The following is a 6,098-nucleotide window of genomic DNA, read 5'->3' as shown; positions in this document are numbered from 1 at the left end:
CGGAGTCCGAGCAATGGCGCACCGATGCCATGATCGCCCAGGCCGTGGCCCAGGTGACTGGCCTGCGCATCCTGATGCTGGACCGTTTCGATGTGCTGGACCTGCCAGGCCGCTCCGATGCCATCAACTGGCTGCACTCGCTGGCCGAGGAAGGCCACATCGAAACCGCGCTGGTGTTCGGCACGCTCAAGCAGCTGCCCGCCCAGCTCCCGCCCACCTTCTCCTCGTTCTGGATCGCCAATGGCGTGATCGAGGGACTGCGGGAGGCAGCGTGAGTGCCCGTAAGCGCCGCGTGGCGCGCAAGATCGCCCAGTTGCTCCGCATGGATGACACGCGCTCGCGCATGTATTCCAGCGCTCTGCTGGGCGGTCCTGGCGTCCGGTTCTGGAACGCATACATGATGCCGTTGGGCCATAAGCTGAATCGCATGGGTTACCGCGATCGTGCCATCGAAGCACTGGAGTTGCGCCGTAGTTGGCGTGTTTCCCATGGAGGAAAACCGTGATGCTCAATAAGACCCCCATCAGTTGGCCGGAAGCGCAGCGCATCTGCGACATACCGGAGGTGCGCGAAGCACTGGACAAGTTTGCTGCTGACGCGCACGAAGAGAACATGCTGGCCATGGTCAGCGCGATCATGGGCCATGCAGTCGCCCAAGGGCGCGCAGAAGGGCTGGAGGAAGAGCGTGCTTTGTTTGAGGCGTGGGCACATGATTTTGGCTTTTGGGACAGTGAACGAGTGGCAGTCCACAACTACGCTGAGGATTGCGCCCGTTCTGCTTGGCTTGCTCGTGCCGCCCTCTCCCCCACTCCCTCAGAAGCAGGGAAGGATGATGCACGGGATGCCAGAAATACCGGCCTAGTAACGGTACCGAAGGCGAATGCTTTTTCGAGGCTTGGTGCTGTCAATGCGCCCGCGATAAAGCCATGCGTGAAGGCGTAGCATTGGAGGACTGCGACGACAACGAGCGCTGCGACATCATCGCCCTTTCGTTCCTGCACGATGTAGACCATCCAGATTATCCGGATGCATGGCAATACGGAAAAGACGGCCAGCCATGCTGCACACGGTTCGTTCAGGCCGGAGAACCAATCCCGCCAGAACCTGATACGCACACCATCGACATGTTTGCCGCCCTGGCCGCGAAGGACAAGCCATGACAGAAACCATGAACATCAAGGCCGCTGCCGTGCTTCTGGGGGTGTCGGCCCGGAAGGTATATGATCTAGCCGCCCCGGACGGCCCGATTCCCTGCTATCGGATCGGTCGCCGGATCACTTTCAACCGACAAGACATTCTCGACTATCAAGAATCATGCCGATTTATCGCGACAAAAAGAGAGGTTGCTTCGTCTTTGAGTTCGACCGCCGTATCGATGGCCAGAGGGTCCGGACTCGAAAAGCTCTTCCAAAAACATGGAATCAAGCCCAGGCTGACGCCTACGACCGGCAAGAAAGCGCGAAGCTCTACGCCGTCGCAACCAGCGTCGAACGTGCTCAGCATTCAATCGATGAAGCTGTCGCCGTCTACATAAAGCACCGCCTGCCCCACCTCAAGACCGGCAAGAACGTGGAGCGGGAACTAGCGCTCATGTTCTTCGCCTACCAGGGGCGCCCCCTCACCCCGTCCGGCGTCTCGGATGCCTGCAAGTTCTACATCGCCAAGGCCACCCGAGACAATGAGGGCATGGAGACCCCGCTCTCGGCCGCCTCGCTGCGCAACCGTATCCGCTACCTCACCGCCGCCTGCCGCTATGCCTGGAAGGAGCACGGTATGGGCCAAGAGGATCCAGCTGCCAAGGTGGTGGTGCCCGCCGTGCGCAACGAGCGTCAGGAATATGCCAGCAGGCAGGACATGATCCGCATGGTCCTGGCCATCCAGAACAGGAACGTGCGCCGGGCCTTCCGCATCCTTTTTTACAGTGGCATGCGCTTATCTGAGTTGCTGAAATACAAACTAAGTGGGGAAGTTTTTGCCCTGGCTGATACCAAGAACGGATCGCCTCGCATGGTGCCGGTACATCCCCGGATCAAGTACGCCGCCCGGGTGTTCGACCAGTCCATCCCCAAGATCACCATCCAGGCGAACTTCCGGAAAGCTCGGGAGCGGGCTGGCCTCGATCACCTGCACCTGCATGACCTGCGCCACAGCGCGGCCAGTGAGCTGATAAACAACGGGGTCGACCTCTACACCGTGGGGCGGGTGCTGGGGCACAAGGATTCGCGCAGTACCCAACGGTATGCGCACCTGGCCATCGATACCCTGACCGATGCCGTGGCGAAGATCGGGAAGAAGCGCGCCTGATTTCTTGGTCAACTTCTTCCCCACCAGACGTAAAAAAAGCCGCACAAGGCGGCTTTCTCTACAGCGCGGAAACCCGCGTAAATACTGGCGGAGAGGGTGGGATTCGAACCCACGGTACGGGAAACCGTACGCCTGATTTCGAGTCAGGTACATTCGACCACTCTGCCACCTCTCCGGTCAACTTCGGTCGTTTCACTGCGTGGTGCAGCGAAGACAGCGACTATAGCAGAACTATTTTCAGAGTGAAACTATTTTTTAAAAAAATTCAAAAAAATTATCTTCCCGTCATTGCTTCTGCCGCCGGACAGACTAAAGGAAGCAAAGTTCACACATAAAAGCATAAAGCTGAATTGCTTATCATCATCTTGTCATAAATCACTTCTAGCATCCGTAAACTATTTCGCCTTGCTTTGTCGTTCTTTGACTCTTTCGAACCCGGATTCAGCCAGATGGCTCCCCTTTCCAGCCCAATCTTTCCGCTCGGCGCCGAAGTCGTCGACCTGATCGCCGGCGCCTCCGGCGCGGCCCTGCGCGGCGCCGATGACCCGATGTTGTCGCTGCTGCACGAGATCATCGCGCAACGCAAGCTGTCAGCCTTGTTCCAGCCCATCGTACGCATGCGCAACGGCGAAATCCTGGGCTATGAAGGTTTGATCCGCGGCCCCTCCAATACCCCGCTGCATTCGCCCCTGGCGCTGTTCAAGGTAGCGCGCGCACACAATCTGTCGGTACAGATGGAGTACCTGTGTCGCCACATCGTGATGACCCGCTTCGCGCAACTGGGTCTGCCGGGCAACCTGTTTCTCAACGTCTCGCCGGGTGCGCTCATGCAGCCCGAGGCGATCCAGGGCGAAACCCTGCGCTACCTGGAAAAGCTGGGCGTCAATCCGCAGCGCATCATCATTGAGCTCACCGAGAACGAGCCGACCTACGACTATGCCCTGCTGCGCAATGCCGCCATGCACTACCGCGACATGGGTTTCCAGATTGCCATCGACGATCTGGGTGAAGGTTTCTCCAGCCTGCGCCTGTGGTCGGAGCTGCAGCCGGAATACGTCAAGGTGGACATGCACTTCGTGCAGGGCATCAACCACGATCCCATGAAGCTGCAGTTCGTGCGCTCGATCCAGGAGATCGCCGAGAAGTCCGGTTCCATCGTCATCGCCGAAGGCATCGAATCGCAGGCCGAGCTGCTGACCATCCGCGATCTGGGCATCGCCTGCGGCCAGGGCTATCACATCTCGCGTCCGCTACCGGAGCCGCCGGTGTCGATCTCGGACGATGTCACCAAGACCCTGCGGCGCGACAAGGTACCGCTGGCGGCCAACAAGTATGGCCCCGGCAAGCGCAGCGCCACGGTCGCCAAGCTGCTGCGCGAGACCCAGTACGTGAGCCCGGAGGTCACCAATGACACGGCTTACGACATGTTCGTCAACGATCCGCAGTTGCAGGCCCTGCCGGTGGTCAGCAATGGCCTGCCGATCGGGCTCATCAACCGCTACAGCATGGTCGAACGTTTCGCCCGCCTGTACGGGCGCGAACTGTATGGCAAGAAGTCCTGCGCCTTCTTCATGGACCCCAACCCCATCCTGACCGAGCAGGACACCAGCCTGCAAGAGCTCTCCAACCTGCTGGTGCATGCCGAATCGCACCACCTCTCCAACGGCTTCATCATCACCGACCGCGGCCAGTACGTGGGACTGGGCACCGGCCACGATCTGCTGCGCGAAATCACGCAGATGCAGATCGACGCCGCGCGTCACGCCAATCCGCTCACACAATTGCCGGGCAACGTGCCCATCAACGATCACATCGAATACCTGCTGCAGAGCGGCGTGGAGTTCTGCATCTGCTACTGTGACCTGGACCACTTCAAGCCTTTCAACGACGTCTACGGCTACCGCAAGGGCGACGACATGATCCAGACCACCGGCCGCGTGCTGCAGCAGGCCTGCGACCCCAACCTGGACTTCATCGGTCACATCGGCGGGGACGATTTCCTGATCCTGTTCCAGAGCGAAGACTGGGAAAAACGCTGCCGCGCCATCCTCGACGGCTTCGAGGTTCAGGCGCGCGCTTTCTACTATGACGAAGACGTACAGCGCAACGGCTACTACACCGAGGACCGCCAGGGCAATCGCGTCCTCCATCCGCTGGTGTCGCTGTCGCTGGGGGCGGTCAAGATCGAGCCTTCGCAATACTCCTCGCCGCACCAGATCGCTTCAGCCGCCACCCGCGCCAAGAAGGAAGCCAAGAAAATCCAGGGCAACAGCCTGTTCATCGAGCGCCGCATCCCCACCACCTTCTCCTGGGCACTCAAGGACGCCTAGCCAGCGCCGTCAAGAAAACGTTTTCGCAAACCTTGCGACGATAAAAAAAAACGGCTGTCTCTCGCGAGACAGCCGTCTTCATTTCCTGCACCGTCAAACTGAATCAGGCGCCCGGTACCAGCTTGGTCACGCCGCCCATGTAGGGCTGCAGCACCTCGGGGATATCCACGCTGCCATCGGCCTGCTGGTAGTTTTCCAGCACCGCCACCAGGGTACGGCCTACGGCCAGGCCCGAACCGTTCAGGGTGTGCAGCAGTTCCGGCTTGCCCTGGGCATTGCGGAAGCGGGCCTGCATGCGGCGTGCCTGGAAGGCTTCGCAATTGGAGACCGAGGAGATTTCACGATAGGTGTTCTGCGCCGGCAGCCAGACTTCGATGTCATAGGTCTTGGCTGCACCAAAGCCCATGTCGCCGGTGCACAGGGTGATGACGCGATACGGCAGGCCGAGCTTCTTCAGAATGGTTTCGGCATGGCCCAGCATCTCGTCCAGCGCTTCGTAAGACTTCTCGGGATGCACGATCTGCACCATTTCCACCTTGTCGAACTGGTGCTGGCGGATCATCCCGCGCGTGTCGCGGCCGTAGGAACCGGCTTCCGAGCGGAAGCAAGGCGAGTGGGCGGTGAACTTCATCGGCAGCGCATCCCCGGCGACGATTTCATCCCGCACGAAGTTGGTCAGCGGCACTTCAGCGGTCGGGATCAGGTACAGCGCGGCATTCTCGGCCTCGCCTTCCTGACCGCCCTTCTTGGCCGCGAACAGATCGGCCTCGAACTTGGGCAGCTGGCCGGTGCCGCGCAGGCTGTCGGCGTTGACGATGTAAGGGGTGTAACACTCGGTATAGCCATGCTCCACGGTGTGGGTGTTGAGCATGAACTGCGCCAGCGCGCGATGCAGGCGGGCGATACCGCCCTTCAAGACGGCAAAGCGCGAACCGGTCAGCTTGGTCGCGGTATCGAAGTCCAGGCCCAGCGGTGCGCCGACGTCGACGTGATCCTTGATCTCGAAATCGAAGCTGCGGGGCGTACCGACCTTGCGCAGCTCGACGTTGCCGCTTTCGTCATTGCCGGCGGGCACCGATTCATGCGGCAGGTTGGGTATGGCCTGCAGGAACAGGTTCATCTGCTGCTGCACTTCTTCCAGACGGGTGGCGGAGGCTTTCAACTCGTCGCCGATACCGTTGACCTCGGCCATCACGGCGGAGGCGTCCTCGCCCTTGCCCTTGAGCATGCCGATCTGCTTGGACAGCGTATTGCGCTTGCCCTGCAGTTCTTCGGTACGGGTCTGGATCTGCTTGCGCTCGGCTTCCAGCGCATTGAAGCCGGCCACGTCCAGGACGAACTTGCGGGCCGCCAGGCGGGCTGCGACGTTCTCGATGTCTTTACGGAGGAGTTGAATGTCGATCATGGGAAGAAATTACGATAGATTTGGTGCTCGAAACTGCGATTGTACCAAGTCGCGCGCCC

The 6,098-nt window shown here is 60.2% G+C and carries 5 protein-coding genes, 1 tRNA gene and 2 pseudogenes; 6 read left to right on the top strand and 2 right to left on the bottom strand.

The features are described from left to right. From ACODSZ_RS10685 to ACODSZ_RS10665, 5 genes and pseudogenes are all read left to right on the top strand, one after another. A pseudogene (locus ACODSZ_RS10685) lies at nt 1–275 on the top strand (AAA family ATPase); the annotation flags it as partial. After that, nucleotides 272–505 carry a hypothetical protein gene (locus ACODSZ_RS10680; RefSeq protein WP_488927550.1) on the top strand — a complete coding sequence of 78 codons (234 nt, stop codon included), beginning with the start codon at nt 272–274 and terminating at the stop codon, nt 503–505. The pseudogene ACODSZ_RS10685 and the gene ACODSZ_RS10680, both read left to right, overlap by 4 nt. A gap of 421 nt (nt 506–926) precedes the next feature. Continuing rightward, nucleotides 927–1,160: a hypothetical protein gene (locus ACODSZ_RS10675; protein WP_488927549.1), complete on the top strand. Its 234-nt coding sequence runs from the start codon at nt 927–929 to the stop codon at nt 1,158–1,160. After that, nucleotides 1,157–1,300: pseudogene (locus tag ACODSZ_RS10670) on the top strand (helix-turn-helix domain-containing protein); the annotation flags it as partial. The gene ACODSZ_RS10675 and the pseudogene ACODSZ_RS10670, both read left to right, overlap by 4 nt. Before the next feature lie 14 nt (nt 1,301–1,314). Continuing rightward, nucleotides 1,315–2,304, top strand: coding sequence for a tyrosine-type recombinase/integrase (locus ACODSZ_RS10665; RefSeq protein WP_488927548.1), 990 nt, complete (start codon nt 1,315–1,317; stop codon nt 2,302–2,304). Nucleotides 2,305–2,389: 85 nt separating this feature from the next. On the opposite strand, the gene ACODSZ_RS10660 is transcribed toward ACODSZ_RS10665, so the two are convergent. Continuing rightward, a tRNA-Ser gene (locus ACODSZ_RS10660) sits at nt 2,390–2,479 on the bottom strand. Nucleotides 2,480–2,753: 274 nt separating this feature from the next. Here ACODSZ_RS10660 and ACODSZ_RS10655 point away from each other — a divergent pair. After that, on the top strand, nt 2,754–4,634 hold the full coding sequence (locus ACODSZ_RS10655; protein WP_488927547.1) for a GGDEF domain-containing protein: 1,881 nt from the start codon (nt 2,754–2,756) through the stop codon (nt 4,632–4,634). Nucleotides 4,635–4,737: 103 nt separating this feature from the next. On the opposite strand, the gene serS is transcribed toward ACODSZ_RS10655, so the two are convergent. Next, nucleotides 4,738–6,039 carry a serine--tRNA ligase gene (gene serS, locus ACODSZ_RS10650; RefSeq protein WP_488927546.1) on the bottom strand — a complete coding sequence of 434 codons (1,302 nt, stop codon included), beginning with the start codon at nt 6,037–6,039 and terminating at the stop codon, nt 4,738–4,740. Between the last annotated feature and the right edge of the window lie 59 nt (nt 6,040–6,098).

The sequence above is a fragment of the Herbaspirillum sp. FG34 genome (genome assembly GCF_057809315.1).
The sequence above is the reverse complement of the archived record's forward strand: the minus strand, read 5'-3'. Positions and strand labels throughout refer to the sequence as shown.